The sequence below is a fragment of the Bradyrhizobium sp. IC4060 genome (genome assembly GCF_020193715.1).
Classification (GTDB): domain Bacteria; phylum Pseudomonadota; class Alphaproteobacteria; order Rhizobiales; family Xanthobacteraceae; genus Bradyrhizobium; species Bradyrhizobium yuanmingense.
This window is the reverse complement of sequence record NZ_JADYVJ010000001.1, coordinates 347,262-373,609: the sequence shown is the minus strand read 5'-3', so window position 1 is coordinate 373,609 and position 26,348 is coordinate 347,262. Positions and strand designations below refer to the sequence as shown.

Below are 26,348 nucleotides of genomic sequence, written 5' to 3'. Positions count from 1 at the left end.
GCCGGGTTATCAGTGGTCCTGAGCCTCTTTCTCTCGCCTCCGTTGTGCCAAGCCCGGCAGTTTCGACGGAAGGTCAGCAGGTGCGACGGCAAAGACCTCGAGAGCCTGGTCGTAGCCTTTGATGGTCCGCTGTCCGAGCGATGCCATCGGGACGCTATCCCTCACTCTTCCAGCGATCGTGGGATCAGCCAGGATCTGCGCGTCCTTGGCGAGATTACAGAGCCGCGAGGCCAAATTCACCACGGCTCCCATCGCCGTGTAATCCAGCCGGCCGTTGTAACCGACCGTTCCTACCGTTGCCGGTCCCATGGCAACGCCCACACCAAAGCCGATCGCGTGGCCGGCGTCACACCATTTGCCGGCAAGGGACTGAACCGTCATTTGCAGGTCGATCGCGAGGCGGACCGCTTGAGTTGCCGGCTGTTCGCATGCGATCGGGGCATTGACCAGCAGCATGACTCCGTCGCCATCAAAGCCGATGAGCGTTGCCTCGTGACGAGTCGTCACGGCGCCGACGGCCTCGTAGTACTCTCGCATGACGGCCATGATGACATCGGGTTCATTGCGAGTGGAGAACGCCGTGAAGCCGCGCAAGTCGCCAAAAATGACAGCCACTTCACGTCGCTGCCCTTCGAGCAGTTCGTGAGAATGTTCGACCAATTCGGCGACCTGTGATGGCAGGAACTGCTTCAGCCGTTCGATCCGCGCAGATTTCTGCTGCGAGATCGCCAGTTCAGAAGCCATTTCATTGAAACGCAACGCCAGCTGCTGCAACTCGTCACCGCTGAAGATTTTGATGCGATGCTCGAATTGTCCGGTTCTGATCCGCTCCACGCCCTCTTCCAGTTGCTTGATCGGACCGGACATTCTGTGCGCGCGCCAATAGGCGAGCGCCAGCGCGACAAGAACACCAAAGGCAATGAGAATTGACGAGCGCCACAAGGCCGCCCGAATTGATGCAAAGGCTTCCGCGGTTGGCTGCATCGCGATCACCGTCCATCCCACATCGGCGGCCTGAACGGATAGCGCCACCACCGGGTTGCCTCGCTCCCCGGTTATCACCGCCGCTCCGCTCGCCGCGCCAACGAGATGCTTGATCCGGCCAAAACTGCCGGAGCTGGCGCGGCCGCGCAGAACCCGGCTGATATCGGGATGTGCGATCAGATGACCGGAATCATCGACGACAATGGCGTAGCCGGTCTCGCCGATTCTAATGGCTGCGATGACATCCCAGATCAGCTTCAGATTGACCTCGGCGATCGCAACCCCTGCGGCCGGCAGGCTCCCGGCAACCGCGATCCTCATATAGGGCTCTGAATCTTGCTGGTACTGAACCGGTCCGTACCAGACTTTGTTGCCGCGTGCGCCCAGAACAGCGGGATCCGCAGACATATCGATGCCGCGCCCGGTCCTGTTCAGAAGCAGCCTGGAAACAAAGACCCGTTCGGTGCCGGTCTCATCCAGAAGCGAAACCGAAACGATTGCAGGCACCTGCTGGAGGAGACGCAAGGCATCGATCTTATGTTGCGCATCGTCTCCGGCAGACCAGGGAAGCTGCACCATCCAACCCAGCTGATCTCGCATGCCATCGGTGAACGCCTCGATCCTGTCGGACGCCGCGCGAGCATCGGCCTGCAGCACCGCGCTGATCTGGCGACGCTGGTCTCGGTAACCGAAAGAAGCCTCGACGGCCGCGCCGAGTATCAGAGGCACGACCGCAGCGACAAACAACGTCGCGAAGTACTTGCAGAACAGCGAGCGACGCGGAGGCATCGTACACGAAGAGGGCTGCGCAGCACCGTCCTTCATAGCTACGCTCAGGAGATCACCTTGCTGGCGCGAAACAGGATCGACGACACATCCAGCTCGATACCCAGAAGCCTGGCTGTCTTCATATTGATTGCCAGTTCAAACTTCTCGGGACGCATCACCGGAAGGTCTGACGGATATTCACCGCGCAGGATGCGATCGGCATAAGTGGCAAGCCGAAAATAGGTCGTGCGCTGGTTTGCGCCGTAACTCAAGAGACCTCCAGCGTCACAATATTCAGACCAGCCAAACATCGAAGGCAGCCGGTGCGCGATTGCAAGCTCCGCAATCTTCGCACGATGCACCAGCGTCACAGCATCGGGAAACACGAGGAGAGCATCCGCGTCCACCTTGCCGGCAGCCATCAACCCATTCTCGATTTCGCGCGCGCCGCAGAACGGAACGTAGGCTGCCTCTATCCCAAGATTTCGGCACGACTCCAACGTCGCACGCCATTCCAGCGGCTCTCCCGGATGATCCGTGTTCGACAGGACCGCCAGTTTTCGCAGCTTTGGATAAATGTCCTTGAGCAGCTCAACGCGCTTTCCTGCCAGCTCGAGCGACAGGAATGTGCTGCCGGTGAAATTGGTGCCGGGGTGAGCAAGGCTCTTCACCACACCCAAAGCGACGGGGTCGCCGCTCAATGCAAACAGCACTGGGATGTCGGTGATTGCAGTCATGCCGCGTGTCGCCGGACCGCTCGAGACCACAAGGTCGACATCCCCTCGCTGCAACTCGGAGACGATCTTCCGCAGTGCCTGCGGATTTCCAGGGGCATAATGCGTCTCGAAGGTTACGGTCTTGCCTTCGACATATCCCAGGGCGCGCATTCCATCGCGAAAGCCGTCCAGGAAGGGATCCGGTTCGGACTCAGTCGAGACCCAGAAGATTCGATGCAGCTTGGCTCCGCCCTGCGCCCGTGCGATCGCAGGCCAGGCCAACCCCCCACCAATCAAAAAGATGAACTCTCGTCTTTTCATGCGAGCACCTGTCGAGGCTGGGCCTTGCAGTTCCGGCCGCAGACCAAGATCCTAGCTGTGCGTCTGATGACTGTTGCGCTCCGCAAGCGGACTGTCGCGCCACCGGCTCCGACATTTGTCCTCGTGAGCATGCTCAGAGACTGGGCTGGCGAGACGATTTGTCCTTGAGATGCGCTTGATTTTTACTTGAGACCGGCCCGGTTAAGACCAAAACGGCCTTACGCGTTGCATCGCGCGGTGTCCGAACACCTCCAGCGCGGATCCGGGCTAGCTATGGCGTCTCAAAAGGACAGTTGGAACTCACATCCTGAGCCAGTGCCCACGACCTCATAGATTGGGTGACTGCAGCGCCTTCGGCAACTCACGGGCTAGCGCGTGTACTCATACGGGCTAGGGGCTCATAAAGGCAATGTTCGCTCCTGAGGGACGAGCGGAGATATTCTGATCTGCCAGAGCATCACTGCTTGTGACCCAGAGCCATCATGACACCGATGCGCTCAATACCGCCTGACGGATCCTCATCATTGCGAGATGAACCAATCTGTACCCTGGGGTTTGGACCCGCAACGGAACATATGGCGCTAAATCGTCGGGCGCGCTGGCGATTGCCCAAGTGCCAGAAGCGCTGCGGCCAGCGCCGCCGCGGCCTTTTCGGGCCGGGCTTTCTCATAGATTGCGAACTCAAGGTCAGGAAGGCGCGGCAGCCCCTCTTGCGATCCCAGAATGCGCAAACCTGCAATGACCGCGCTCGCGGGAAGCGGCGCGATGGCGAGACCAGCGAGCGCCGCCGCGCGCACACCTGTCAGGCTGGGGCTGGTATAGATGATCTCCCACGTCAGTTCGCTGTCATTTAGCGCGGCGAGCGCTGCCTCACGCGATACTGACCGCTCGCGATAGAGCGCCAGCGGCAGCACCGCGCCCGGAACCAGATCAAACGCGTCGGCGGCGGCCCAGACCATGGGTTCGCGCCAGACCAGGCGCCCACGCGACGTACCGAGCGGACGCTTAGCGAACACGACGTCGAGTCGTCCCTTGTTCAACTGCTCGATCAATTCCGCACTAACGCCGATCTGCACCTCGAGCTTCACGCTCGCGTGCAACATGGCGAAGCGTCCCAGCGCCGATGGCAGCGAGCCGCCGGCGACTTCCTCGACCACTCCAAGACGCACGGCTCCTGACAAGCGCGGCGCTGACAGGCGATGGCGGGCCGCCTCCTCGAGTTGCAACAGACGACGGGCGTCACCCAGCAGCATCTCTCCATCGTCGGTCAGCGCGACGCTGCGGGTCGTGCGCCGGAACAGCGGACGTTTGGTTTCAAGCTCCAATCGCTTGACCTGCTGGCTGATGGTCGACTGCGTCAGATTGAGCCGTTCGGCGGCGCGGTGGAAGCCGCCGCAATCCGCGACGGCAACAAAGGAACGCAAAAGCTCGAATTCCAGCATGCCGATTGATCCAAATTCATGATCAATCATATTACAAAATATCGTTTCTATAATCAATACTGGTCACCTAACTTCTGCATCGAAGACAGCGTCGAGCGAAGGAGGTTCATCATGCACGCCACATCACGACCGGGAGCGGATCGCTCCGCGAGGCTAGCTCGGGCCGCCACGATCTGCTCTGAAAAGCTCTGCCCTGCCGAGCGCGCGACCGAGTTGCTCGAAGCGATCATCGAGCCGGGCGACCGCGTTGCCATCGAGGGCGACAATCAGAAGCAGGCCGATTTTCTTGCCGCCGCCCTGACGAGCGTGGATCCGGCGCAGATTCACGATCTGCACATGGTGCAGTCGGTGCTGGCGCTGCCCGATCATCTCGCCGTGTTCGAGCGCGGTGTCGCCAATCGGCTCGATTTTGCCTTCGCAGGTCCGCAGAGCCGCAAGCTCGCCGAACTGGTCGGCAGCGGCACGGTGAAGATCGGCGCAATCCATACCTATCTCGAGCTCTATGCTCGGATGTTGGTGGACCTGACGCCGCACGTGGCGCTGATCGTCGCCGACAAGGCCGACCGCAACGGCAATCTCTACACCGGTCCCAACACCGAAGACACGCCGACCATCGCCGAAGCCGCGGCCTTTCGCGGCGGCATTGTCTTGGCGCAAGTCAACGAGATCGTTGACCGGTTGCCGCGAGTAGACGTCCCCGGCGACTGGGTCGATTTCGTCATACCGAGCCCAAAGCCTTACGCGATCGAGCCTCTGTTCACGCGCGACCCCGCCAAGGTAAGGGACGAGAACGTGCTGATGGCGATGATGGCGATTGCTGCGGTCTATGAGCCATTTGAGGTCCGGCGGCTCAACCACGGCATCGGTTACGCCACCGCGGCGATCGAGCTGATCCTCCCGACATTTGCCGCCCGGCGGGGCCTGAAGGGCAAGATCGCGAGCCAATTCGTGCTCAACCCGCACCCGACCCTGATCCCGGCGATCGAAGCCGGCTTCGTCGACGGCGTCTATTGCTTCGGCTCCGAGCTCGGTATGGAGCGCTACGTCGCAAAGCACGCCGATATATTCCCGATCGGCGCCGACGGCAACCTGCGGTCGAACCGGGCACTGGCGCAGGTCGCCGGACAATATGCCTGCGACATGTTTGTTGGCGCCACGCTGCAAATCGACGCGCGAGGCAACAGTTCGACGGCCACGAAAGACCGGATCGCAGGCTTCGGCGGTGCGCCGAACATGGGCGCGGATGCACGCGGTCGTCGCCACGACAGCCCCACCTGGCTTCGCGCCGGTCAGGAAGCAGGCGATCTCTTACGCGGCCGCAAGCTTGTGGTGCAGATGGTGCAGACCCATCAGCCAAACGGCACGCCCAGTTTTGTCGAGCGTCTGGACGCGTTCGATCTGGCCGCCTCCGCCGGCTTCGCATTGCCGCCGGTGATGATCTATGGCGACGACGTGAGCCATGTCATCACCGAGAAGGCCGTGGCGAACCTGTTGCGCTGCCGATCACCGCAAGATCGCGAGGCGGCATTGCGCGCGATCGCCGGCGACACCGAATTTGGCAAGCGCCAATCGCCGGACACAACCGAGAGCCTCCGCCGTCGCGGCATCGTGATGTTTCCGGCAGACCTTGGCATCGACGTCGGCACGGCGACGCGCGATTTGCTCGCCGCCAAGACGATCGATGACCTCGTGGCCGCCTCGAGCGGACTCTACGCGCCACCGGCCAAGTTCCGCCGCGCCGTCACCGCCCAAGCTTGAGGAGGAATAGTCATGTCCGCAATCCGCCAAACTTTCAACGATCCATCCAGCACGACAATGCCGCCCCTCGATCGCGCGAAGCAGCTCGCAGCATCGCTGCTCTCCGAGCGCAGCCAGGCCTCAGGAGCGCTGGTCGCGCGGCAATTGCGCGAGATGCTTGGTGCACTCGACGACAACGATCGCCGCTGCTTTCAGCGCTATCTCGCCACGGAATTCCATCCTCACGGTCCGGCTTTGCGCGCGGCGGCGCAGCGCTACCTCGCCGAAGGCACCGCAGAAGCCGCGGCCGCACTCGCGCGTGCTGCCGAGCCGCCGCGCCAGGAAGTGCTGCGGCGAATCAACATGGCACCCGGCGGGATCAGCGCGCTGATCGCGATTCGCAGCGAAATTGCTTCATACATGCGCACTGACCCCGAACTGAAGTTGCTCGACGCGGATCTCAAGCATTTGTTCGCCTCATGGTTCAACCGCGGCTTCATCGAGTTGCGGCGCATCGACTGGCAGACACCGGCCGCGGTGCTGGAAAAGCTGATCGCCTACGAAGCCGTGCACGAAATCAAGGGCTGGGACGACCTGCGCCGGCGCCTTGCACCCGATCGGCGCTGCTTTGGCTTCTTTCATCCCGCACTTCCAGGCGAGCCACTGATTTTCGTCGAGGTTGCTTTGGTGGAAGGACTGGCCACGGCCGTGCAGCCGTTGTTGTCGCAGGACGACGGTGAAGCCATCGCGCAGCAGCGCGCCGCGCGCGCCGACACCGCGATCTTCTACTCGATCTCCAATTGTCAGGACGGCCTGCGCGGCGTGGCGTTCGGCAATTTCCTGATCAAGCAGGTCGTTGAAGAGCTGCAGTCGGAGTTTCCGCAGCTGAAGCGTTTTTCCACCCTATCTCCGGTACCGGGATTTCGGCAATGGCTCGCTAATCGGCTTGCAAATGCAAGTGATCCCGATGCGGCGCTGTTATCGCAACTGGAGAGCGATAGCTGGTGGAATGACCCGGCGCAGAGCGAGAAGCTGCGCGTGCCCTTGCTGCGGCTCTGCGCTAGCTATCTGACACGGAAGCCCTCGATACGCATCGACCCCGTGGCGCGTTTTCACCTCGGCAACGGCGCACGGCTCGAACGCATCAATTGGCTCGGCAATACCGCTCTGCGTGCGATTCAAGAATCCTTCGGGATCATGGTCAACTATCTTTATGACCACAACACCATTGAGACCAATCACGAAGCATTTGTACGCGACGGCACTATCATCCGTTCGCCTGATGTCGATGCTCTACTGCACATCACCGACTGAGCCGCGATCAAGTTCGTTGCGCTAGCTCGGCGCCATCCCGCCGCCGTTCAGCGCCTTGCGGATCATCTCGGCGAGCTGGTTGCGCCGATAGGGCTTGGTCAGCAGCAGCACGCCGTCGTCGAGCTTGCCGTGATGGACGATGGCGTTGTCGGTGTAGCCGGAGGTGTAGAGCACCTTCACGCCCGGCCGGCGCCTCGCCACCTCGTCGGCGAGCTCGCGGCCGCTCATGCCGCCGGGGATGACGACGTCGGTGAACAGCAGGTCGAAGCTCTGCCCGGCCTCAATCAGGTCCAGCGCCGCCTTGCCGTCGGACGCGGCGATCGTCTTGTAGCCAAGGCTCTGGAGCTGCGCGGTGACGAAGTTGCGGACCAGCGGATCGTCCTCGACCACGAAAATGGTCTCGGCGCCGCCTTCGGCCGTCGGCGTGACGCCGGTTGCGATGTCCGCTGCGCCTTCGCCCGGCGGCAGGTAGAGCTTGATCGTGGTGCCGTGGCCTTCCTCGCTGTAGATCTTGATGTGGCCGCCGGATTGCTTGACGAAGCCGTAGACCATGGAGAGGCCGAGGCCGGATCCCTTGCCGACCTCCTTGGTGGTGAAGAAGGGCTCGAACGCCTTCTGCTGCACGTCAGAGGGCATGCCGGTGCCGGTATCGCTGACCGCGAGCATGATGTAGGGGCCCGCTGCCACGTCGGCATTGGCCTGCGCATAGGCTTCGTCGAGCACGACGCGGTGGGTCTCCAGCAGCAGCTTGCCGCCGCCCGGCATGGCGTCGCGGGCGTTGATCGCCATGTTGAGCACGGCGTTGGTGAGCCTGGACGGATCGATATGCGTCGTCATCGGCCCCTGCTCCAGCACAGTCTCGATCTGGATCTGCTCGCCGAGGGTGGGGCGCAGAAGCTTTGCGATGTCCGAGATCGCGGCGTTGATGTCGACGTTGCGCGGCTCGAGCGGCTGCCGGCGCGCGAATGCCAAGAGGTGCTGGATCAGCTCGGCGCAGCGTTCGGCGGCATCGTCGATCAGCCGGGCCGTGCGCTGCAGCTCGGGCTGGTCCTTCAGGCGCTCCACCAGCGTCTCGGTGTTGCCGGAGATGACCGTGAGCATGTTGTTGAAGTCGTGCGCGACGCCGCCGGTCAGCTTGCCGATCGCATCCAGCTTCTGCGACTGGTGCAACTGCCGCTCGGTCTCGCGCGAGGTCGTCGCATCGTGATAGACCAGCACCGCGCCGGAAATGTTGCCTTGCCCGTCCCGCATCGGCCGGCCGCTGACCATGAGATGGCGCGGCGGGTTGCCGCTGTGCGGGCGGACGATCATCTCCAGCTCTTCGAACTGCTCGCCGCGCAGCACGCGCGTCGATGGCAGCTCGTCGGCCGGAAGCGGCGTGACGCCGTCGCCGTGAAACACGTCGGACAGCGCGCGCAGATTGCCGACGTTCATGCCGGTGCGATGCAGCAGCATGCGCTCGGCGGCCGGATTGGACAGCAGCACGGTGCCCTCGGCGTCGATGACCAGCACCGCCTCCGCCATGCTGCGAAACGTGCTCTGGAGCACGTTGACCGACAGGCGCAATTCGTCATGCGCGGCGACGAGGTGCTCGGTGCGTTCGGCCACCGCCGCCTCGAGCGCCGCCTTGGCGGCTTGGGTCTGCTCGAGCGAGCTCTGGAGCTCACCGGTCGTGCGGCGGCTTTCGCGCATCACCAACGCGACCAGGAGCAGGATCAGCACGGCGCCGGCGACGTCGATGCCGAGCAGCACGATGCCGGTGCGGCGCGAATCCTGGGAGCGGGCGGCGAGCAGGCGTTCTTCCTCCGCGCTCAGGCGGTCGAGATTGCGCATCACCGTGTCCATGAGGCCGCGGCCCTCGGCCTTGCTGTTGAGCGCGGCAATGCCGGCCTGGTCGTTGGCGGCCCGCAGGCGCATCGCGGTGGCGGCGATCTCGATCCGGCGCAGCGCCAGCGGCTCGGTGCCCTCAAGCAGGGCGACCTGATCGGGGGTGTCGCGCACGTCGCGCTTGAGCTCGGCGAGGGCCGGCGCGAGCTTGGCGTGCACCGCCTGGAACTCGTCGCTGAAGCCCTGGCTGCGATAGAGCTCGTAGCCGCGCGCGGCGCTCTCGGCCCGGCGCAGCAGCACGCGCAGATCGGAGATCTTCTTTTGCACCTGGACGGTGTGGTTCACCGACGCCGCGTCGGACCGCGACTTGACGTCGAGGGCGATCGAGGCCGCGGTGATGATCAGGAGGATGGCAAGTCCAACACCGAGAATGACGCGCTGCGTTGGAATCAAGGGGCTTCTTTCTGGTCCTTCGGCGGCGCGCTCTCGCCCGCGCCGGCAAGGCATTCCCGGATCGTGGTCAGCAGCGCTTCCGGCGTGAACGGCTTGCGCAGGCAGCGCGTTGCGCCGAGCTCAAGCGCCATGCGGAGAAAATCGGGAGAGGGCGAGGCGGACGAGGCGAAGGCATAGCCTGACATCGCGATCAGCGGCGTGGCAGGGGCGCGCTCGTGAAAGATGCGGATGGATTCGAAGCCGCGCATATGCGGCATGAAGATGTCGACCAGCATGACGTCGAAGGCTTGCGATTCCAGCGCAGCCAGTCCTGTTTCGCCGCCGTCGGTCAGCGTGACGTCGAAGCCCTGACGTTGGAGGAGGACCTCGATGGTCGCGCCGACCATCGGATCGTCATCAACCACGAGAATACGCGGCATGACACTTCCCAGAAGATCGAAGTCCCCACTGTGATTTGTGATATCCGCGAATCGTGGGTCCGGTCAATTTGCGATTGGATCGCGCAGGATATGCACGGTTTGGTGCATAAAGGTCCATTTGCATCGATTTGTATTTATCTGCGAGGGTGATGGAGCCGAAAGGAGCGAGGAAGGCGCCGATTGCAAAAAAGGCGCCGCATTGCTGCGACGCCTTTCGCCTCTAGTCTTCGCGATCTGCTTACGGGCAAGGATGCCGCCGGCCGTCGTAGCCGAGATAGGTGCCCGAGGCCGGGTCGTAAGATTTGAAGCGCCGCGCGCAATAAGCGGCGTCGCCGCCGCCATCCTGCACTACGGCAACCGACGGCTCGTCATAGTAGCCGTAGTAGTAGGGATCATCGTAATAGCCGTAGCCGCTGCCGTAATAGGCGTAGGAGCCGAGGCCTCCGATCGCCGCGCCAGCCGCAAAGCCCGGCCAGAAGCCGCCGTGGCGATGATGATGGTGGTGGCGACCGTGCCAGTGACGACCGCTCCAGTTGCCGCTGCCGCCCTGCCAATTGCCGCTGCCGCCCTGCCAGTTGCCCGCAACTGCAGCGCTACGGGTCCCACTGAAGCTCGGCGAGATAGCGGCACGGTCTGCCGCGCCCCCGACGAAACTGCCACCGCCCGGACGGACCGCGCCACCGCCTGCGAAATTGCCACCGCTCGGGCGCATCGCGGCTCCGCCCCCGAAACCGCCGCCACCGCCCTGGAACGCGGCGCCGCCGCCGCCCATGCGGGCGCCGCCACCGAAGCCGCCGCCTCCGCCACCGACCGCGGCACCTCCGCCACCGATCGCCGCACCACCGCCCGCTCCGACCGCGGCGGCACGACTCTGCTGCGCAAAGCTCGGGCTCGCCAAGGGAAGAACCAACGCCACCGTCGCAGCGGCACTCAACAATTTCAGACTGTTCATGGTAAACTCCTTTCCCGGAAAGCAACCCTGAGAAAGCGCGGGGGTTCCTGGGATCACGCCGGTTTGCGCGCGCATGGAGCCTCAGGTCCCGCCGCTGTACCGCGCATGAATGAATCGCGTCGGCTTTGCGGCAGGGGCGTGCGCGGCAGGCGGATTTGCGGGGGCGCCGACGCGCCTGCCGAACTGGACATTTCGGCCCCCGGATGGCATCAGGACCCCACGAAGCAGGGCCCTTGCCGCATGAAACAATTCTTCCTCAAGTTCTTCACCTGGTGGAATGGCCAGACCTTTGGCACCCAGCTCTGGACCAAGCGGTATGGCGAGCTGGTCGGGGAGGACGAGCAGGGCAACCGTTACTACCGCACGCGGGGCGGGGCGATCGATCCGGCGCTCGGCTTCGAGCGGCGCTGGGTGATCTATAACGGCTACGCGGAAGCGAGCCGGATTCCACCGTCCTGGCATGGCTGGATTCACCACGTCGTCGACAAGCCGCCGACCGAGATCGATTATCAGCCGCGCGAGTGGGAGAAGCCGCACCAGCCGAATCTCACCGGCACGGCCAAGGCCTATCGTCCCTCCGGCTCGACGCTCGCCAGCGGCAGGCGTCCCAAGGCGACCGGCGACTATCAGCCCTGGACGCCCGGCTAAGCCCCTTTCGGCCGACCCACGAATCACCATCGTCCAAAGCGGATGCACATGCATCCGCGCCGCGCCGCTGTGGACAACGGGAACAGCGGGGATGCCGCCTGCGCAGGTGTTGCCGCGAGGCGGGCGATGCGGCTCAATGATCCCATCTTACGGAGATGGGAGACCATCGCGTTCGGTTCGGGCAACAGTTCGCGACTGTCCCGAGATGCAGCGGCCGCCGAGGAAGGACTCGATCGGGAGATAGGCCCCCGGTCTGGAAGCTCCGACATCGCCCGATGTGAATGTGCAGCCACCGTGAGACAGGAAAGGCCGCTCGGGAAACCGAGCGGCCTTTTTCTGTCGTTGTTCGCCTCGCGTGTCCCGGACGCGGTGCAGCGTGCAGCGCTGCGCTGCGTCCGGGGTACAAGAGCAAGCCCGATCCTTTACGCCACCCGCTCGGCCGCGCGCTGCACCGCCTCGAGCCGCCGTGCATGGTTCTGCGCGCCGCGCTCCCTCAGCAGCGCCAGCACTTCGGCTGGCGCGGTGTCGGGCGATCCGGCATTGAACGGCGGGGCTGGATTATATTCCATCTGGAGCTGGATCGCTTCGGCCATGGTGCGATTGACCATGATCGAGACCAGCGTCAGCGCGAAATCGATCCCGGCGGTGACGCCGCCGCCGGTGATGCGGTTGCGATCGACGCAGACGCGTGTCTTGGTCGGCGTCGCGCCGAACTGTGCGAGCATCTCCATTGCGCTCCAATGGGTGGCGGCGCTGTAGCCCTTCAGAAGGCCGGCGGCGCCGAGGGCCAGCGATCCCGTGCAGACCGAGGTGACGTACTTGGCGCCTGCCGCTTGCCTGCGCAGGAATGCGAGCACGTCCTCGTCGTTGAGAAGGTCGTTGGTGCCCTGGCCGCCCGGCACGCAGATGACATCGAGCTGGGGGCAATCCGCAAAGGTCGTAGTCGGCGTCAGCGTCAGCACGGAATCGCTCGGCACCGGCTCGATCCGCTTCCAGATCAGGTGCAGCTTTGCGTCCGGGACCATGGCGAACACCTGCAAGGGGCCGGTGAAATCGAGCTGGGTGACGCGCGGAAATACCAGGATTCCGATCTGGAGCGGTGACGACATGGGAGCCTCCGATAATGCGCTTGACGCCGGCAGAATGGCATGGTGCCCTTCTGTCTGAAATGGCATAATTCCCTCGCTTTCGGACATACCAACTCTACATACCAGGCTTGGCCCATGATCGGCATCCTGATCTTCCCGGACTTCCAGCTGCTCGATGCGGCAGGTCCGATCTCGGCGTTCGAGATCGCAGCGCGCTGCCTCGGCAAGGCGCCAGCCATCCGCGTGCTGGCCGCCAAGCCGGGGCTGGTGCGCAGCTCGTCGGGCGTCGAGATGATGGCGCGCGACTTCAAGACCGCGAACGCGATCACGACGCTCGTCGTCGCCGGCGGCATGGGCGTCGCGGAGGCCGCGCGCTGCGAGGTCACGCGGGCCTTCGTGCAGCGGCTGGCACGGCGCGGCGTGCGGGTCGCGAGCGTCTGCTCGGGCGCCTTCGTGCTCGCCGCGGCGGGGCTTCTCGACGGTCGCAGAGCCACCACCCATTGGGGACGGACGCGCGATTTCATCGCGCGCTTTCCCAAGGTGAAGTTCGAGCCGGACCAGATTTTTACCCGCGACGGCAATGTGTGGACATCCGCAGGTATCACCGCGGGGATCGACCTCGCGCTGGCGATGATCACCGAGGACCACGGCGAGGAGATCGCGCAGGCAACCGCGCGGCAGCTCGTGCTCTATCACCGCCGCAGCGGTGGGCAGTCGCAATTCTCGTCGCTGTTGGAGCTGAAGGCGCCGAACGGACGCTTCGGCACGCTATTGTCCTGGGCACGCGAAAATCTCGATGCGCCGCTGACCGTGGAGGATCTCGCCGATCGCGCCGGCATGAGTGCACGGCATTTTGCCCGCGCCTTCGCCGCCGAGACCGGCACGACGCCGTCCAAGGCGATCGAGCGGCTCAGGCTCGAAGTCGCGCGCGAGCGCGTGCAGTCCTCGCGCGAGGCGATCGAGCGCGTGGCGGAGGTGACCGGTTTCCGCGACCCCGAGCGCATGCGGCGTGCCTTCATCCGCGCCTATGGCCAGCCGCCGCAGGCGCTGCGGCGCGCGGCGCGGGCGGGGTAGGACGTTTCTCTTGACCTTGGCGAGCCCTGCGGAACGGCGAAGTCGGGCGTTGCTCAGAAGCGGACTTCGGCGATGCTCACTTGTCCGGCTTCTCGCTCACGATGGCGCCGGTTTTGGGATCGGCACGGAATTCCATCTTCTGGCCGTTCTTGATGCCTTCGCCCTCCCACCGGCCATCGTCGGCTTCAAGCTTGGTGACCTCGGAATAGCCCGCCTCCAGGATCTTGGCTATCACTTGTTGCATCGGCATCCAGTCGGGGCCGGGTCGATCGGCTCTCGCGGCCGAGCCCAGCGCGAGCGAGCCGAGAACCAAAATCACGGCAAACCTCATCGCGACCTCCTTTGGGTAACAGACCTTGAACGGCCACCTTAGATTGTTGTTCCTTCACGGCGCTCCTGTGACACAAACGAGTGAACTTCGGCCTTTTTTGCCTCGCTGGACCCATTCGTGCGTGCCGTCAGGCGCCTTGCGATCGGCATCAGCATGTACGGCGCAAAGTGAATCGGAAACTGCGTCAGCGCGAAATAGAGCCAGGTCGTCGCCGGCAGCGCGCCGGCGGTGGCCGCCAGCATCAGGCCCAGATTGCGCTGTGACACCATCAGGCCGAGCGCGAACGCGCGCTCGGTGCCGGCACGTCGGAAGATCAGCGTGGTTGCGGCGAGGAGGGTGAAGTAGACCGCAAAAGCGAGCAGCGCGACGGCGATCGTGAACAGCGGATCGGCGAGAAACTCGGTTGCGACGTCGCCCATCACTGCGGAGGCGAACACCAAGAGTATGATGATGTTGAGGCCGTCGATCGGCCGCTTGTGGCGCTGGATTGCATCACTGCCCACCAGACGGCGGATGATCGTGGCGGTCACCAGTGATGCGGCGAGGATGCCGAGCAGCTTCAAGCCGAGCGTCATCGGAGAGATGCTGAGCATGCCGCCGAGAAACAGGCTCGCGTACAGCGAGGCGGTGAATGGCACGAGCGCGGTCGAGGTCACCAGCGTGACCAGCACCAGCGCGGCATCGAGGCCCATCAGCGCGGCAAGCGCTGGCGCCGCCATCATCGGCGAGGCCATGCCCTGGAGCATCAGCGCGAGAGCAAGGCCTGGAGAGCTCGTGGAGAGCCCCGTCGCGTGGGCAGCGAGGGCGAAGATTAGCGGCACACCGATCGTGGTCCAGGCGGTGGCGGCCGCGACCAGCGCCGGCCGGCGCAGATGTCCGTACAGCGCGCCGAGATCGACGCGCATGAAGGAGATGCAGAGCAGAAGGAAGATCGCCTCGGTGACGTAGGGGCGCAGCAGCGCGCCGAGCGGCGGCACCGCGACCGCGATGAAGGCAATCGCCGCCACCGCGCGCGTGCCCTGGCCACCAAGCCAGCCGAGGGCACGCAGGGGAAGGGCGAGGACGGCTCGGAGGAGGGAGGGCATTTCTGTCGGTATTATCGGCTGTGTAGCGCTTTGGAGGGTATGCTCGCCTTCGGCCATGGGGGTGCCCCGGCGAGGGGCTCAGGACTATCCCATCCGGGAGCCGGCCTGGCCAGACCGGGCCGGGAAGGGCAGGGATGCCGCCCTTCCCCCGCCGTATTCGGCGTGTTAACCGGAAGGCCTGCGAGCGGCGGTATCCCCTGTAGAATGTCCAACGAGCCCGATTCGCTGTTGAAGCCGCGCGAAATGTTCAAAACCTTTTCCCTGACCGGTCTTGCGGCGCTTTTGGCCGCCACCGCACTGACGGCTGCGACGCCGGCAAGTGCGCAGATCGGCACGATCTTCTCCGATCCGCCGCCGCTGCGGCCGCCCGGCAGCATTCCGCGCGGCCAGCCCCAGCCGCAGCAGATGCCCGAGGACGACGAAGAGGTGCCGGAGCTGCCGCCGCAGGGCCGAGTGCTGCCGTCGCGCCCGATGCCGCCGCCTCCGGGCCGGCAGGGCAACGTGATGCCCGGGCCGGTCGAGACCCAGCCCCTAGCACCGCCGCCGGGCTCGACCCTCGCGCCGCCGAACCAGCCGCCCTCGGCCGCGATCACTCCGCCGGGTCCGCAAGGCGCTCCCGGAGCGCCCGGTCAGCGCCAGCCCCAGCAGAAGGGCGGCGTGCCGCAGACGCCGGCCAGCCTCCAGCCGGGCGACGAGGTCGTGACGGAGCCGCCGGCCCAGAAGATCGTGAACAAGAAGGCGACGTTCTCCGGCCTCGACAAGATCACCGGGCGCATCATCAATTTCGACGAGGAGATCGGCGAGACCGTCCAGTTCGGTGCGCTCCGCGTCAAGACCAACGCCTGCTACACGCGTCCGGCGACTGAAGCGGCCAACACCGACGCCTTCGTCGAGGTCGACGAGATCACCTTGCAGGGCGAGGTGAAGCGGATCTTCTCGGGCTGGATGTACGCGGCGAGCCCCGGCCTGCACGGCGTCGAGCATCCGATCTACGACATCTGGCTGACCGACTGCAAAGAGCCGCAGCAGACCGTGGCGACGGCGGCACCGGATCCGGCCGCGGCCAAGCCGCCGCCACCGCCGCCCGCGCAGAAGAAGGCCGCGCCCAAGCAGGTGCAGCAGCGCCCGCCGCAGCCGCTGCCGCCGATCCAGCAGCAGCAACCGGCGCCGCCACCGCCGCCACCACCGGAGCAGCGCCCAGGCCTGTTCGGCATTCCCGGATTTGGCCGCTAACCGAGCTGTTCGTTATTGCCGCGCAGCGATGATCTCGAGGGCTCGTGCGCCCGGGATCGCTTCGCCGGCGGAGAGCTTCAGGAAATCGCCGGGCTCGCCCGCCAGCGCCTTGTCGAGCAGCGCGGTATAGCGTCGCCGCGAGATCTCGACGGCGCCGAAGCTCTTCAGGTGCTCGGTGACATATTGGGTGTCGAGCAGCTCGAAGCCGCCGTGAATGAGCCGCGCGACCAGATGCACCAGCGCGACCTTCGAGGCATCGCGCACAGTGTGGAACATGCTCTCGCCGAAGAAGGCCCGCCCCAGGCTGACGCCGTAGAGACCGCCGACCAGCTCGTCGCCCTGCCAGGCTTCGACGCTGTGGCAATGGCCGAGCTCGAACAGCCCGCCATAGAGGTCGCGGATGCGCTTGTTTATCCAGGTATCCTCGCGGCCCACTTGCGGCGCCGCGCAGCCGGCGATGGTCGCCTCGAACGCGGTGTTGACGGTGACGCGAAACTGATCCGAGCGCACGGTGCGCGCGAGGCGCGAGGCGACGCGGAAGCCGTCGAGCGGGATGACGCCGCGCAGCTCCGGCTCGACCCAGAACAGGGTCGGATCGTCGGCGCTTTCCGCCATCGGAAAGATGCCGCAGGCATAAGCGCGCAGCAGCACGGCCGGCGTGATTTCAGACGGGGCGGAGTCGCGCGAAGTCATGGCTTGCCATCATAGCAGGATCGCAATGCAGTTGCGATGGGTGCGGCCGGACCGCTCAGCTGGCGGCAGCGGTGCTGGTCTTGCCGACGCTTGCGGGCATGCGGCCGAACTTCAGCACGACCCGGGTTCCGGAATGCGCGGGATCGCGCTCGACCGCGGCGTCGAGCTTGGTGGCCATGGCCGCGACGATGCGCTGGCCCATGCCGGTGGAGCGCGGATCGGCCTTGGCGTTGTCGCCGACGCCGTCGTCGGTGATCGAGAGGAGGAGGTCATCGCCTTGCGAGATCAGCTCGACATGGATCGGGCCGGCGCCGTCGGGGTAGGCGTATTTCACCGCATTCATCACCAGCTCGTTGACGATGATGCCGACGGCGACCGCACGGTCCGGATCGATCTCGATCGGCTCGGCCTTCAGCGTCAGGCGCGACATGCGGTTGCCTTCGGCCGACCGCCTGAGATCCTCGAGCAGCGAGTCCAGATATTGATTGAGGACCACGCTCTTGAGGTCCTGCGAGGTGTAGAGGCGGCGGTGCACCTGCGCCACCGCGGCGACGCGGCCCATCGCGTTGGTCAGCGCCGCCTTGACCTCGTCCTGTGCGGCGGAGCTTGCCTGCAGGTGCAGCAGCGAGGCGATGATCTGGAGCGAGTTGCCGACGCGGTGGTTGACCTCGCGCAGCAGGAGCTCGCGTTCGGCGGCGAGCGCCGCGTAGCGGTCGCGCGAGGCGTGGATCTCGGCCTCGGCTTCCTCGCGCGCCCGTTGCAGCTCGGCCTGGCGCAGCGCGCCTTCGGCCGCGACGTGGAGGAGCGGGATGAAGTCGCCCTGGACGTCCTTGACCAGATAGTCGGCCGCTCCCGCCTTGAGCGCCGTCACCGCAATGCTGGAATCCTGCGAGGCGGTCACGAACACGACGGGCGGCGCGTCCGGGATCGCCATGATCTGCTCGAGCGTCTCGAGCCCGTCGAGGCCCGGCATGTACTGATCGAGCGCGACGACGTCGATGCCGCCTTCGGTGCTGTTCTGGGCGGCGGCGCGGCGGATGTGCTCGAGCCCTTCCTCGCCGCTCGCGGCATGGACGACCCGGAAGCCGCGCCGCGTCAGGCCGCGATCGACCAGGCGCGCCAGCGCCCCGTCGTCGTCAATGTAGAGCAGTGTCGGCGTGCGCTGGTTCATGTGGCGGCGGGCGGGACCTGGATGACCGAGAAGAACAGACCGAGCTGCCGGATGGCGTTGGCGAAATTCTCGTAGTTGACGGGCTTGGTGATGTAGACGTTGCAGCCGAGCTCGTAGCAGCGCTTGATCTCCTGGGAATCGTCGGTGGTGGTCAGCACCACCACGGGCGAGGCCTTCAGGTACTTGTTCTCCTTGATCTGCTTCAGGATGTCGATCCCGGTCATGTCGGGGAGGTTGAGGTCGAGCAGGATCAGGAGCGCGTTGCCCTTCTGCACCAGCCCGGAGCCGTCGGCGCCGAACAGGTGCCGCATGGCGTCGGTCCCGGTGGTGAAGGAGACGATCTCGTTGTTGACGCCCGAGCGGCGGATATTGCGCTCGATCAGACGGGCATGGCCCTCGTCGTCCTCGACCATGATGATGGTGACAGGCTGGGTCATCGATCTCTGTTCCGGTTGCTCACGTTCCAGGCGATCGGCAGCGTGATCGTGAAGGTGCTGCCCGTGTTGAGTTCCGATGATACCGACATGGTGCCGCCGAGGCGACGCACAAGTGCACGCACATGGGCAAGACCAATGCCCTGGCCGGGCTTGTCCTGGGTTCCCGCGCGGCGGAACAGGTCGAAGATCCGCTGGTGGTCCTTGGGATCGATGCCGCGGCCGTTGTCGCTGACCTCGAAGATAGCGTAGCCGAGCTTGGTCCGCCCGCGGATTCTGATCTCGCCGGGCACGCCGGGCTTGAGATATTTGATGGCATTGTCGATCAGGTTGGAGAAGATCTGCTCGAGGGCGAGACGGTCGCTCACGAGGTCCGGCAGGGGCTCGACGTGAATCTCGGCCTGCGCCTCGGCGGCCTGGTGCGCCAGCGTCGTCACGATGGCCTCAATCAGCTCGCGCGTGTCGACCTTCACCGGCTGGAATTCGCGCCGGCCCTCGCGGGTGAGGTTGAGGATGGCCGAGATCAGCCGGTCCATCTTGGCGATCGACGATTTGATGAAGCCGAGCGCTTCGGAGAAATCCTCCTGCAGCTGCTTGTCGGCGCCTTCGAGCGCGATCTCGCCCGGCGCGGCGGGCGCGAGCGGCGCTCCATCCGCGGGGGCGTGCGCGAGGCTGCCGATGCGGCGGAAGATGTCGCCGCCGAGCTCTTCGAGCTCGCTCGTGAAGCCCATGATGTTGACGAGCGGCGAGCGCAGATCGTGGCTGACGATATAGGCAAAGCGCTGGATCTCGTCGTTGGCTTCGCGCAGATCCGCCGTGCGCTCGTCGACGACGGCCTCGAGATTGAGGTTGGCATCGCGCAGGCGCGCTTCGGCCGCATCGCGTTCGCGTGTCGAACGCCGCACCAGCCAGATCGAGATCAGCGCCAGCACCACAACCAGGCCGGATCCGATACCGGTCATCGAGGCGGCCAGGGTCTGGCTGCGGTCGGAGTTGGCCGTGCGGAGGCGGAATAACCGTTCCTCCTCCTGAAGCATTCCCGTCGCGACTTCGGCAATCGCCGCCGTGGTATCGGCGGAGGCTAGCTCGCGCACCAACCCTGCGGCCTTCTCCGGCTGACCCTGACGGATGAAATCCATCTCCTGCGCGAATTGGCCGAGCCGCGTCTCGATCACCGAACTCAGCTTTTCGATGCTCTTGCGCTGTTGCGGATTGTCGCCGATCAGGCGTGTAAGCCTGTCGAGCGCTGGCACGATTGCAGCGATGGCCTTGTCGTGGTCTGCCTTGAAATCCGATCTTTGGGTCAGCAGGTAGCCGCGGGCGGTGCTTTCCGCACGCCGGATTTCCAAGAGGAGGGCGTTGATCTGGTTTTCAGCCTCGATGGTGTGAACCACCCACTTGCTGTCCTCCCGCGCCTTGTTGACGAGGTAGACGGAACCGGCGCTGATCACGGTCAGCACCAAAAGGCCCGCCGCGAACAGCAGGATCTGCCAGAATGCGCGCCGTCGCTGGCCTTCAGCCGTCACGACGGTTCACCTGTTTACAGGCAATGGAGTTCAAAACGCCCCCTTAGAACTGGCCCCAACCCTCCAGAACGCGATTGGAGGCAAGGGGTTCCATGAGAGGGCGTGATTATCGTGGCGCTGGTTCCACCTTGCCGGCCAGGTACTGCTCCAGCCAGTGGATGTGGTAGTCGCCGTTGATGATGTCGGCTTCGCGCACCAGCGCGCGGAACAGCGGCAGCGTGGTCTCGATGCCCTCGACCACCATCTCGTCCAAGGCGCGGCGCAGCCGCATCAGGCATTCGGCGCGGGTCTTGCCGTGCACGATCAGCTTGCCAACGAGGGAGTCGTAATAGGGCGGGATCGTGTAGCCCTGGTAGACGGCGGAATCGATCCGGACCCCGAGGCCGCCGGGCGGATGATATTGCAGGATCCGGCCGGGCGAGGGGCGGAAGGTCTGCGGATTCTCAGCGTTGATGCGGCACTCGATCGCATGGCCGATGACCTGGACCTCGTCCTGCCTGGCCGGCAGGTCGCCGCCGGCGGCGATGCGGATCTGCTCCAGCACGAGGTCGATGTCGGTGATGCTCTCGGTGACGGGATGCTCCACCTGGATGCGGGTGTTCATCTCGATGAAGTAGAACTCGCCGTCCTCGAACAGGAATTCGATGGTGCCGACACCGAGATATTTCATCTCGCGCATCGCTTTCGCGCAGGTCTCGCCGATCTTGGCGCGCGCGGCGGCAGCAAGCACGGGCGAGGGGCCTTCCTCCCAGACCTTCTGGTGGCGGCGCTGCAGCGAGCAGTCGCGCTCGCCGAGATGGATCGCGCCGCCGCGGCCGTCGCCGAGGATTTGGATCTCGATGTGGCGCGGCTTCTGCAGGTATTTTTCCAGATAGACGGAAGCATCGCCAAAGGCGGATTTGGCCTCGTTGGCCGCCGTCGATAAGGCGACCTGGAGGTCGGCCTCGCTGTGCGCGACTTTCATGCCGCGGCCGCCGCCGCCCGCCGCCGCCTTCACCAGCACGGGGAAGCCGATTTTCCTCGCGATCGCCATCGCATCGTCGTCGGGACCGACGGCGCCGTCCGAGCCGGGCACCACGGGGATGCCGAGGCGCTTGGCGGTCTTCTTGGCCTCGATCTTGTCGCCCATCAGGCGGATGTGCTCGGCCTTCGGACCGATGAAGTGCAGATTGTGCTCGGCGAGGATTTCCGCAAAGCGCGCGTTCTCGGAGAGGAAGCCGTAACCGGGATGCACGGCATCGGCACCGGTGATCTCGCAGGCCGCGAGCAGGGCGGGCACGTTGAGATAGCTGTCCTTGGACGCCGGCGGCCCGATGCAGACGCTCTCGTCCGACAGCCGCACATGCATGGCGTCGGCATCGGCGGTGGAGTGCACGGCGACGGTGGCGATCCCGAGCTCCTTGCAGGCCCTGAGGATGCGAAGGGCGATCTCGCCGCGGTTGGCTATGAGGATCTTGTCGAACATGTTGTCCTGCAGCGAATGGCGAGTGGCGAATGGCGAGTAGGGAAGGCTGACGCCATTCGCTATTCGCTATTCCCCATTCGCGTCACTCAATGATCACCAGCGGCTCGCCGTACTCGACCGGCTGGCCGTCCTCGACCAGGATCTGCGTCACCGTGCCGGCGCGCGGCGAGGGGATCTGGTTCATCGTCTTCATGGCTTCGATGATCAGCAGGGTCTGGCCGACTGAGACCTTGGTGCCGACGTCGATGAACGGCTTTGCGCCCGGCTCCGGCGCCCAATAGGCGGTGCCGACCATCGGCGAGGTCACGGCGCCGGGATGCTTCGACAGATCGGCCGCGGCAGGGGCCGCGGGGCTTGCTGCCACCGGCAGGGCGGCCGGAGGAGCCGTCACCTGCATCGGCATGGTCGCGGCAACGCTGATGTTGCGGGCAACGCGCAGTCGCAGACCCGCTCGCTCGATCTCGATCTCGGTGAGGCTGGTCTCATCGAGCAGAAGTGCCAGCTCGCGGACGAGCGCGGAATCCTCGCTGGAAAACTTTGCGGCTGCTTTGTCGTCTGGCTGGCGCGCCATGTTGTTTGATCCGAATGTTCTGTTGGAAGGGAGCGTCAGGCGTTGGGCTTGATGCCGAGCTTGGCGGCAAGGCCCTGGATGGCGAGGCGGTAGCCCTCGATGCCGAAACCGCAGAGCGAGGCGAAAGCCGCGCGCGCGGTGTAGGAATGGTGACGAAAACTCTCACGGGCGTGGATGTTGGTCACGTGCACCTCGACGGTCGGAATCTGCACCGCGAGCAGCGCATCGTGCAGTGCGATCGAGGTGTGGGAATAGCCGCCGGCATTGATGATGATGCCCTTCATCTTGCGCGCATGCGCCTCGTGAATGAAATCGATCAACTCGCCTTCGCGGTTGGATTGCCGGCAGTCCGCCTTCAGGCCGAACGTCGCGGCCGTGTCCCGGCACAGCGCCTCGACGTCGGCCAGCGTCGCATGGCCATACTTGTCGGGCTCGCGGGTCCCCAGCATGTTGAGGTTCGGCCCGTTCAGGACGAGGATCGTGTCGGTTGCAGGTTCGGCCATTCCAATCCCGGAAGAGGTGTTTCGGCGTGGCGGGGGTTATAGGTAACAAAGCGCGTGAGGGGAAGCCTTGAAGGGCCTCAGCGGCGGGTTCAACCGCCTCATCCAGTGCGCAAAAACCTGTGCGGAAACCACGGAAATTGCTTGTTAACCAGTCCGAAGCATGGCTGCCCGGCGCATGCAAAGGGGCGGGCATCGCTGCCCGCCCCTGAGATTGCCCGTGTCCGCCTTAGACGTTCAGGACGGCCACGATCTCGTAGGTGTCCGGATCGATGATGACGATCTCTTCCCGGACCAGGACGTACTTGTAGCTCCGCCATTCCGGATAGATCGACACGACCCGCGACGGCAGGGCGTGAAGGGTGATGCCCTCCCGCGGAATGCGGGTGCCGACCGAGATCGAGAAGTTCACGTTGGTCACCGGGGCGACGCGCTGCTCGCGGATCACGGACGTGATCTGCGTGCGCTGCTCAGTCGAAAGCTTGGCAGCGGCGCCGGCCTGGCCGACCGTGGTCGAGCTCTGGCCCTGAACGTTCTGGGTCGAACTGGTGCCAGTCTGGCCCTGCGCGTTCTGGTTCGTGCTGGTGCCGGTCTGGCCCTGAGCATTCTGGTTGGTGCTCGTGCCGGTGCCCTTCTGGGTCTCGGTGGTCGAGGTGCCGCTCTTGCTGCCCTCAGCCTTCATGTCCTTCTGGTCCTTAGCACCGGACTTGCTGGTGTCCTGGCTCATGCTCTTGGACTTGTCCTGCTGGGACTTGTCCATCTGGCCCTGCGTGCGATCATCGGTGCGCTGGCCCTTGGTGGTACCAGACTTGTCCTCGGCCGCGTTCTTGTTCATCGCGCCGCCCGAGGGGCGCTCGTCCTTCATCGCGCCGGACTTGTCTTCGGACTTCATCGTCCCGGAGCCGCCGGCCTGGCCAACGGTCCCCTTGTCCTGGCTCATCGAGCCACCGCGCTCAGCAGCGCCGCCGGAAGGCTGCGAATGCTGCGTCTGCGCGCCACCGGCGCCGCCGCCGCTGTCGCGGCCCATATTGCCCTGCGCGTTCGCGAGGCCAGTGCCCGCGACGAGCGCGACTGCGGCAACCGAAATCATAAAGCGGTTCAACATCGAAATTCTCCTCACGTGTTCATTCGCGTCATTGCCCGCGCCGACAACGAAAGGGGATTTGAGTTGTTCCGGAACTTCGACTGTTCCGCGGCTTTTGTTTGTTGAACGCCAGATGAATGACTTTGCACGAAGGCGCCAACGTTCAGCGCAAGAAAAAAGGCCGGCATGTCTGCCGGCCTTTTTGTGTTCTCGCTATCGTAAAACTGTGATCAGCAGGTCGCCTTGCCGCAACGGGCAATGCCGATCTTCTCCTTCAGGCTTTCAACACCGACGGCACCGATCACGATCTGCTTGCCGATCACGTAGCTCGGCGTACCGTTCATGCCCATCGCTTCGGCAAGCTTGAAATTCTCCTCGAGGGTGGCGCGCACCTCGGGGCTGGCGATGTCCTTCTCGATGCGAGCCGTGTCGAGACCGGCTTCCTTGGCGGCTTGCATCGCGCGGGCCTTGTCGGCGGCGCCGCGGCCGCTGAGCAGTTTCTGATGGAAGTCGAGATATTTCTTGCCGGAGGGATCCTGCATGCGCACGGCGACCCCGACCTGCGCCGCTTCCACCGAGCCCTGGCTCAGCACCGGAAATTCCTTCAGCACCACCTTCAGCTTCGGATCGCCCTTCATGATGGTCAGCATGTCGTCCATCGCGCGCTTGCAATAGCCGCAATTGTAGTCGAAGAACTCGACGAAGGTGACGTCGCCGTCCCTGTTGCCGAGCACGACCTGGCGCGGCGAGTTGAAGATCGCCTCGGCGTTCTGCGCGATGCTGGCCTGGTGCTTCTGCGTTTCGGCCGCGGCCTGGCGCTTGCTGAGCTCGGCCATGGCCTCCTCGAGCACCTCGGGATGGCTGACGAGATAGTTCTTGATGATCTTCTCGATCTCGGTGCGCTGGCTGTCGGAGAAACTGTCGGCCGAGGCGGGCACGGCTGCGCCGAACATGGCGAGCGCGAACAGGGCAGGAGCGAGCAGGCGCAGCGAAGGCATAGTCAAATCCTCTTATCCAAAGCGGGTTTCGAGAAACGTCCCGGCGGATTCAAGCCCGGTGTCGTGACGTCGTGGTCGGGCGTCGTTCGAGTTTGCGTCAGTTGCGCGGCGGCTTCGCCGCCACGATGTCGTCGGCCTTGACCCATCCGGGGGTGCCGACGGCGAAACGTGTTTTCGCGCGCGTGGCAAGCTCGCGGGCGGTTTTGTTGTCGCCGCGCAAATATGCGGCCTGGGCCGAGGCGAGATCTGCCTCCGCATAATCTCCCTTCCGGCCATAGGCCATCGCGAGCTGGGTATAACCGAGCGCCGCCTCGGGCTCCCGGGCCACCGCGGCGCGGAGAATCCGAACGGCATCGTCGGTGTAGGCCTTATTATCGGTTCCGACCAGAGCCTGCCCAAGTAACATCTCGATGAGGGGGGCGTTGTTCGAGAGGGCGACGGCCTTACGCAAGGGAGCGATCGCTTCGGCCGCCTTGCCGCTTTCCAGGAGCGCCTGGCCGCGCACCTCGTAGAAATACGGGTTGTTCGGCTGCACCTGGATCAGCGCGTCGATCTGGGCGAGCGCGCTGCGCAGATCACCGTGCAGATAGGTGCTGATGGCGCGGGCATAGCGCGCCGGCAGGCTGTCGTTGGTCTGGGGATAGCGGCGGTACACCGTCTCCGGCCGCTCCATGAAGGCGGAGATTTTGGCGCGGACCATGTCATGCCGAAGCTGGAGCGCGGGATCGTCCTTCTTGTTCCAGTAGGGGCTGGAGCTTGCGAACTCCTGTAGTGCGGCGACGCGCTCGGCCGGCATCGGATGCGACTGCAGATAGGGATCGGCGCCGCGCGCGGCGAACAGGCTCTCGCTGGTGAAGCGCTTGAACGTCTCGTACATGCCCTTGGGCGATTGCTGGGTCGCAGCCAGGAATTTCACGCCGGCGCGGTCGGCATTCTCCTCCTGCTGGCGCTGGTAGGACAGCAGCGTGCGGCGGATCACCTCCTGCGGAGCGGCGATGGCGGCCGCGCCAGCATTGGCGAGCCCGTTGTTGCCTACGCTGCTGCGCTGCGTGCTGCCGGCCGCAATCGCGCCGGCGCCGAGCAGCATCGCGATGATCATCTGGGTCTGGGCGGCGGCGAGCTGCTCGCGCAGCTTGGACAGATGGCCGCCCGCCAGGTGTCCGGTCTCGTGCGCGAGCACGCCGATGATCTGGTTCGGCGTCTCCGATTGCAGGATCGCGCCCCAATTGACGAAGATGCGGCGGCCATCCGCGACGAAGGCGTTGAACGAGCCGTCGTTGATGATCACCATCTGGATGTTGTGCTTCTCCAGACCCGCAACGCGCAGGATCGGACGCGTGTATTCGCGCAGCAGCTGCTCGGTCTCGGTGTCGCGCAGGACCGGCGGCCCCTTGGCCTGCGCGCGCGCGGCCGAGAACGGCGTCAGCGCGATCGCCGTGGCCGTGACGAGGGCGGTGAGGGCGGAGGCCTTCTTGCGCAATGCGATCTGGAGCGACATCAAGCGGTCTTGGTCA

Annotated in this window: 24 protein-coding genes; 5 read left to right on the top strand and 19 right to left on the bottom strand. The window is 64.9% G+C overall.

Going from position 1 to position 26,348, the window contains the following annotated elements; all coding sequences use genetic code 11:
• Window positions 1–9 precede the first annotated feature (9 nt).
• The 3 genes from I6F16_RS01745 to I6F16_RS01735 form a co-directional block, all read right to left on the bottom strand.
• The gene (locus I6F16_RS01745; protein ID WP_225113963.1) at window positions 10–1,809 is read right to left on the bottom strand and encodes an adenylate/guanylate cyclase domain-containing protein; all 1,800 of its coding nucleotides are present in this window, start codon (window positions 1,807–1,809) and stop codon (window positions 10–12) included.
• A gap of 8 nt (window positions 1,810–1,817) precedes the next feature.
• Entirely contained in the window at window positions 1,818–2,789 is a 972-nt protein-coding gene (locus tag I6F16_RS01740; protein ID WP_109143923.1) for an ABC transporter substrate-binding protein, read from the bottom strand.
• Between the two features lie 581 nt (window positions 2,790–3,370).
• Window positions 3,371–4,231 carry a LysR substrate-binding domain-containing protein gene (locus I6F16_RS01735; RefSeq protein WP_225113964.1) on the bottom strand — a complete coding sequence of 287 codons (861 nt, stop codon included), beginning with the start codon at window positions 4,229–4,231 and terminating at the stop codon, window positions 3,371–3,373.
• A 111-nt stretch (window positions 4,232–4,342) separates the two neighbouring features.
• Here I6F16_RS01735 and mdcA point away from each other — a divergent pair, with 111 nt between their 5' ends.
• Together mdcA and I6F16_RS01725 are read left to right on the top strand one after the other, a co-directional pair.
• Window positions 4,343–5,989: a malonate decarboxylase subunit alpha gene (gene mdcA / locus I6F16_RS01730; protein WP_225113965.1), complete on the top strand. Its 1,647-nt coding sequence runs from the start codon at window positions 4,343–4,345 to the stop codon at window positions 5,987–5,989.
• A gap of 12 nt (window positions 5,990–6,001) precedes the next feature.
• Window positions 6,002–7,282, top strand: coding sequence for a malonyl-CoA decarboxylase family protein (locus I6F16_RS01725; RefSeq protein ID WP_225113966.1), 1,281 nt, complete (start codon window positions 6,002–6,004; stop codon window positions 7,280–7,282).
• A 21-nt stretch (window positions 7,283–7,303) separates the two neighbouring features.
• Here I6F16_RS01725 and I6F16_RS01720 read toward each other — a convergent pair whose 3' ends face one another.
• From I6F16_RS01720 to I6F16_RS01710, 3 genes are all read right to left on the bottom strand, one after another.
• A complete protein-coding gene (locus I6F16_RS01720; RefSeq protein WP_036000119.1) occupies window positions 7,304–9,562 on the bottom strand; it encodes a CHASE3 domain-containing protein in 2,259 nt (752 codons plus the stop codon).
• Window positions 9,559–9,981: a response regulator gene (locus tag I6F16_RS01715; protein WP_036022871.1), complete on the bottom strand. Its 423-nt coding sequence runs from the start codon at window positions 9,979–9,981 to the stop codon at window positions 9,559–9,561. The genes I6F16_RS01720 and I6F16_RS01715 overlap by 4 nt, the downstream gene beginning before the upstream one ends.
• A gap of 238 nt (window positions 9,982–10,219) precedes the next feature.
• Window positions 10,220–10,933, bottom strand: coding sequence for a BA14K family protein (locus I6F16_RS01710; RefSeq protein WP_225113967.1), 714 nt, complete (start codon window positions 10,931–10,933; stop codon window positions 10,220–10,222).
• 240 nt (window positions 10,934–11,173) lie between these two features.
• On the opposite strand from I6F16_RS01710, the gene I6F16_RS01705 reads away from it, so the two are divergent.
• Complete coding sequence (locus I6F16_RS01705) at window positions 11,174–11,581, top strand: NADH:ubiquinone oxidoreductase subunit NDUFA12 (protein WP_036022873.1); 408 nt, start codon at window positions 11,174–11,176, stop codon at window positions 11,579–11,581.
• 422 nt (window positions 11,582–12,003) lie between these two features.
• Here I6F16_RS01705 and I6F16_RS01700 read toward each other — a convergent pair whose 3' ends face one another.
• Window positions 12,004–12,690 carry a DJ-1/PfpI family protein gene (locus tag I6F16_RS01700; RefSeq protein WP_225113968.1) on the bottom strand — a complete coding sequence of 229 codons (687 nt, stop codon included), beginning with the start codon at window positions 12,688–12,690 and terminating at the stop codon, window positions 12,004–12,006.
• A 114-nt stretch (window positions 12,691–12,804) separates the two neighbouring features.
• Here I6F16_RS01700 and I6F16_RS01695 point away from each other — a divergent pair, with 114 nt between their 5' ends.
• Entirely contained in the window at window positions 12,805–13,743 is a 939-nt protein-coding gene (locus tag I6F16_RS01695) for a GlxA family transcriptional regulator (RefSeq protein ID WP_225113969.1), read from the top strand.
• 76 nt (window positions 13,744–13,819) lie between these two features.
• On the opposite strand, the gene I6F16_RS01690 is transcribed toward I6F16_RS01695, so the two are convergent.
• Window positions 13,820–14,074 carry a PepSY domain-containing protein gene (locus I6F16_RS01690; protein WP_036000102.1) on the bottom strand — a complete coding sequence of 85 codons (255 nt, stop codon included), beginning with the start codon at window positions 14,072–14,074 and terminating at the stop codon, window positions 13,820–13,822.
• 38 nt (window positions 14,075–14,112) lie between these two features.
• Window positions 14,113–15,159 carry a Na+-dependent transporter gene (locus I6F16_RS01685; RefSeq protein WP_225113970.1) on the bottom strand — a complete coding sequence of 349 codons (1,047 nt, stop codon included), beginning with the start codon at window positions 15,157–15,159 and terminating at the stop codon, window positions 14,113–14,115.
• Window positions 15,160–15,363: 204 nt separating this feature from the next.
• Here I6F16_RS01685 and I6F16_RS01680 point away from each other — a divergent pair, with 204 nt between their 5' ends.
• Window positions 15,364–16,392: a DUF2155 domain-containing protein gene (locus tag I6F16_RS01680; RefSeq protein WP_192893224.1), complete on the top strand. Its 1,029-nt coding sequence runs from the start codon at window positions 15,364–15,366 to the stop codon at window positions 16,390–16,392.
• A 12-nt stretch (window positions 16,393–16,404) separates the two neighbouring features.
• On the opposite strand, the gene aat is transcribed toward I6F16_RS01680, so the two are convergent.
• The 10 genes from aat to I6F16_RS01630 all read right to left on the bottom strand — a co-directional run bounded on the left by aat (window position 16,405) and on the right by I6F16_RS01630 (window position 26,332).
• Entirely contained in the window at window positions 16,405–17,085 is a 681-nt protein-coding gene (aat, locus tag I6F16_RS01675; RefSeq protein WP_225113971.1) for a leucyl/phenylalanyl-tRNA--protein transferase, read from the bottom strand.
• Window positions 17,086–17,140: 55 nt separating this feature from the next.
• Window positions 17,141–18,256 (bottom strand): histidine kinase dimerization/phosphoacceptor domain -containing protein, encoded by a 1,116-nt coding sequence (locus tag I6F16_RS01670; RefSeq protein ID WP_225113972.1) that lies wholly within the window; start codon window positions 18,254–18,256, stop codon window positions 17,141–17,143.
• The gene (locus I6F16_RS01665) at window positions 18,253–18,693 is read right to left on the bottom strand and encodes a response regulator (RefSeq protein WP_036000093.1); all 441 of its coding nucleotides are present in this window, start codon (window positions 18,691–18,693) and stop codon (window positions 18,253–18,255) included. Before I6F16_RS01665 ends, I6F16_RS01670 begins: the two co-directional genes overlap by 4 nt.
• Window positions 18,690–20,216 carry an ATP-binding protein gene (locus I6F16_RS01660; protein ID WP_225113973.1) on the bottom strand — a complete coding sequence of 509 codons (1,527 nt, stop codon included), beginning with the start codon at window positions 20,214–20,216 and terminating at the stop codon, window positions 18,690–18,692. The genes I6F16_RS01665 and I6F16_RS01660 overlap by 4 nt, the downstream gene beginning before the upstream one ends.
• Window positions 20,217–20,322: 106 nt before the next feature.
• Complete coding sequence (gene accC / locus I6F16_RS01655; RefSeq protein WP_036022882.1) at window positions 20,323–21,681, bottom strand: acetyl-CoA carboxylase biotin carboxylase subunit; 1,359 nt, start codon at window positions 21,679–21,681, stop codon at window positions 20,323–20,325.
• Window positions 21,682–21,763: 82 nt separating this feature from the next.
• Complete coding sequence (gene accB / locus I6F16_RS01650; protein ID WP_036022883.1) at window positions 21,764–22,252, bottom strand: acetyl-CoA carboxylase biotin carboxyl carrier protein; 489 nt, start codon at window positions 22,250–22,252, stop codon at window positions 21,764–21,766.
• 35 nt (window positions 22,253–22,287) lie between these two features.
• On the bottom strand, window positions 22,288–22,755 hold the full coding sequence (aroQ, locus tag I6F16_RS01645; RefSeq protein ID WP_036022884.1) for a type II 3-dehydroquinate dehydratase: 468 nt from the start codon (window positions 22,753–22,755) through the stop codon (window positions 22,288–22,290).
• 226 nt (window positions 22,756–22,981) lie between these two features.
• Window positions 22,982–23,857 carry a DUF1236 domain-containing protein gene (locus tag I6F16_RS01640; protein ID WP_225113974.1) on the bottom strand — a complete coding sequence of 292 codons (876 nt, stop codon included), beginning with the start codon at window positions 23,855–23,857 and terminating at the stop codon, window positions 22,982–22,984.
• Between the two features lie 209 nt (window positions 23,858–24,066).
• Window positions 24,067–24,834 (bottom strand): DsbA family protein, encoded by a 768-nt coding sequence (locus I6F16_RS01635; RefSeq protein WP_036022886.1) that lies wholly within the window; start codon window positions 24,832–24,834, stop codon window positions 24,067–24,069.
• Window positions 24,835–24,931: 97 nt separating this feature from the next.
• Entirely contained in the window at window positions 24,932–26,332 is a 1,401-nt protein-coding gene (locus I6F16_RS01630; protein ID WP_036022887.1) for a M48 family metalloprotease, read from the bottom strand.
• Window positions 26,333–26,348 lie beyond the last annotated feature (16 nt).

Bases quoted from the DNA above. Each gene is read 5' to 3' on its own strand.
- I6F16_RS01745 (WP_225113963.1), bottom strand. From the start codon at position 1,809: ATGAAGGACGGTGCTGCGCAGCCCTCTTCGTGTACGATGCCTCCGCGT.
- I6F16_RS01725 (WP_225113966.1), top strand. From the start codon at position 6,002: ATGTCCGCAATCCGCCAAACTTTCAACGATCCATCCAGCACGACAATG.
- I6F16_RS01670 (WP_225113972.1), bottom strand. From the start codon at position 18,256: ATGAACCAGCGCACGCCGACACTGCTCTACATTGACGACGACGGGGCG.
- accC (WP_036022882.1), bottom strand. From the start codon at position 21,681: ATGTTCGACAAGATCCTCATAGCCAACCGCGGCGAGATCGCCCTTCGC.
- I6F16_RS01690 (WP_036000102.1), bottom strand. From the start codon at position 14,074: ATGAGGTTTGCCGTGATTTTGGTTCTCGGCTCGCTCGCGCTGGGCTCG.
- I6F16_RS01735 (WP_225113964.1), bottom strand. From the start codon at position 4,231: ATGCTGGAATTCGAGCTTTTGCGTTCCTTTGTTGCCGTCGCGGATTGC.
- accB (WP_036022883.1), bottom strand. From the start codon at position 22,252: ATGGCGCGCCAGCCAGACGACAAAGCAGCCGCAAAGTTTTCCAGCGAG.
- I6F16_RS01705 (WP_036022873.1), top strand. From the start codon at position 11,174: ATGAAACAATTCTTCCTCAAGTTCTTCACCTGGTGGAATGGCCAGACC.
- I6F16_RS01740 (WP_109143923.1), bottom strand. From the start codon at position 2,789: ATGAAAAGACGAGAGTTCATCTTTTTGATTGGTGGGGGGTTGGCCTGG.
- aroQ (WP_036022884.1), bottom strand. From the start codon at position 22,755: ATGGCCGAACCTGCAACCGACACGATCCTCGTCCTGAACGGGCCGAAC.
- I6F16_RS01695 (WP_225113969.1), top strand. From the start codon at position 12,805: ATGATCGGCATCCTGATCTTCCCGGACTTCCAGCTGCTCGATGCGGCA.
- I6F16_RS01715 (WP_036022871.1), bottom strand. From the start codon at position 9,981: ATGCCGCGTATTCTCGTGGTTGATGACGATCCGATGGTCGGCGCGACC.
- I6F16_RS01665 (WP_036000093.1), bottom strand. From the start codon at position 18,693: ATGACCCAGCCTGTCACCATCATCATGGTCGAGGACGACGAGGGCCAT.
- I6F16_RS01635 (WP_036022886.1), bottom strand. From the start codon at position 24,834: ATGCCTTCGCTGCGCCTGCTCGCTCCTGCCCTGTTCGCGCTCGCCATG.
- mdcA (WP_225113965.1), top strand. From the start codon at position 4,343: ATGCACGCCACATCACGACCGGGAGCGGATCGCTCCGCGAGGCTAGCT.
- I6F16_RS01710 (WP_225113967.1), bottom strand. From the start codon at position 10,933: ATGAACAGTCTGAAATTGTTGAGTGCCGCTGCGACGGTGGCGTTGGTT.
- I6F16_RS01685 (WP_225113970.1), bottom strand. From the start codon at position 15,159: ATGCCCTCCCTCCTCCGAGCCGTCCTCGCCCTTCCCCTGCGTGCCCTC.
- I6F16_RS01640 (WP_225113974.1), bottom strand. From the start codon at position 23,857: ATGTTGAACCGCTTTATGATTTCGGTTGCCGCAGTCGCGCTCGTCGCG.
- aat (WP_225113971.1), bottom strand. From the start codon at position 17,085: ATGACTTCGCGCGACTCCGCCCCGTCTGAAATCACGCCGGCCGTGCTG.
- I6F16_RS01700 (WP_225113968.1), bottom strand. From the start codon at position 12,690: ATGTCGTCACCGCTCCAGATCGGAATCCTGGTATTTCCGCGCGTCACC.
- I6F16_RS01630 (WP_036022887.1), bottom strand. From the start codon at position 26,332: ATGTCGCTCCAGATCGCATTGCGCAAGAAGGCCTCCGCCCTCACCGCC.
- I6F16_RS01680 (WP_192893224.1), top strand. From the start codon at position 15,364: ATGTCCAACGAGCCCGATTCGCTGTTGAAGCCGCGCGAAATGTTCAAA.